This is a genomic window from Streptomyces albidochromogenes, from assembly GCF_005981925.1.
Classification (GTDB): domain Bacteria; phylum Actinomycetota; class Actinomycetes; order Streptomycetales; family Streptomycetaceae; genus Streptomyces; species Streptomyces albidochromogenes.
In genome coordinates, this window is sequence record NZ_VBVX01000619.1 from 1 (window position 1) to 1,353 (window position 1,353).

Annotated in this window: 2 protein-coding genes; both read right to left on the reverse strand. The window is 72.8% G+C overall.

Annotated elements, in window-relative coordinates; genetic code table 11:
• Positions 1-532, reverse strand: a 532-nt coding sequence (locus E2E34_RS34335; RefSeq protein ID WP_138905721.1) for a SidA/IucD/PvdA family monooxygenase, incomplete at its 3' end; no start/stop codon positions are given.
• On the reverse strand, positions 529-1,353 hold an 825-nt coding region (locus E2E34_RS34340; RefSeq protein WP_244316403.1), incomplete at its 5' end, for a pyridoxal phosphate-dependent decarboxylase family protein. The genes E2E34_RS34340 and E2E34_RS34335, both read right to left, overlap by 4 nt.

Genomic DNA, 1,353 nt, shown 5'->3' on the forward strand with positions numbered 1-1,353 from the left:
GTTCGGGGATGTAGGGCTGGGTGCCGACGCCGACGGCGACGTTGCGGGTGTAGGCCCGGCCGAGGGCTTCGGCTTCGCCGTCGGCGTCGAGCTGGGTGAAGTCGACTTCGAAGGCGTCGCGTTCGGCGTTCCAGCGGACGGCGTCGACCTGGTGGCCGAAGTGGAGTCCGGGGAGGTGGTCGCTGACCCAGCGGCAGTAGGCGTCGTATTCGGCGCGCTGGATGTGGAACCGCTCGGAGAAGTAGAAGGGGAAGAGCCGTTCGCGGGTGCGCAGGTAGTTGAGGAAGGACCAGGGGCTCGCGGGGTCGGCGAGGGTGACGAGGTCGGCGAGGAAGGGGACCTGGAGGGTGGCGCCGTCGAGGAGGAGGCCGGGGTGCCAGTGGAAGGCGGGGCGCTGTTCGTAGAAGGCGGTGGCGAGGCCGCCGTGTACGCCGTCGGCGAGTGCGGCGAGGGAGAGGTTGAACGGGCCGATGCCGATGCCCACCAGGTCGTGGGGCTGGTCGGGTGCGTGGGGCTGGGGCGCGGCGGTCATCGGTGGGAGCTGCCTTCCGGGAGTGGCGCGGGGAGCGGGAGCAGTGAGAGCAGTGTTTCGAGGTCGCCGGGGGTGGTGTGGGGGTTGAGGACGGTGGCTTTGAGCCAGAGGCGTCCGTCGGCGTGGGCGCGGCCGAGTACGGCGCGGCCCTGGGTGAGGAGGGTGCGGCGGATGGCGGCGATGTCGTCGTCGGTGGCGCCGGTGGGGCGGAAGAGGACGGTGCTGATGGTGGGCCGGTCGTGGAGTTCGAGGCCGGGGGTTTTCTCGACGAGGTCGGCGAGGTGCCGGGCGGTGGCGCAGGTGCGGTCGACGAGGTCGGCGAGTCCCTGACGGCCGAGGGCGCGGAGCGTGGCGGCGGTCTTGAGGATGTCGGGGCGCCGGGTCGTGCGCAGGGAGCGGCCGAGGAGGTCGGGGAGGCCGGCTTCGGTGTCGTCGTCGGCGTTGAGGTAGTCGGCCTGGTGGCCGAGGGGGGTGAGGCAGGCGGTGGAAGGAACGGCGAGGAGTCCGGCGGCGACGGGTTGCCAGCCGAGTTTGTGCAGGTCGATGGTGACGCTCTGGGCGCGGTCGAGGCCGTCGAGGCGGCTGCGGTGCACGTCGCTGAACAGGAGCGGGCCGCCGTAGGAGGCGTCGATGTGGAGTTCCGCGTGGTGGCGTGCGCAGAGGTCGGCGATGGCGGGGAGGGGGTCGATGCGGCCGGTGTCGGTGGTGCCGGCGGTGGCGGCGACGAGGAGGGGGTGGTGGAGGTCGGTGAGGGCGGCGTCGAGTGCGGCGAGGTCGATGACGCCCGCGGGGGCGGGGCCGACGACCGGTTCGGGGAGGCC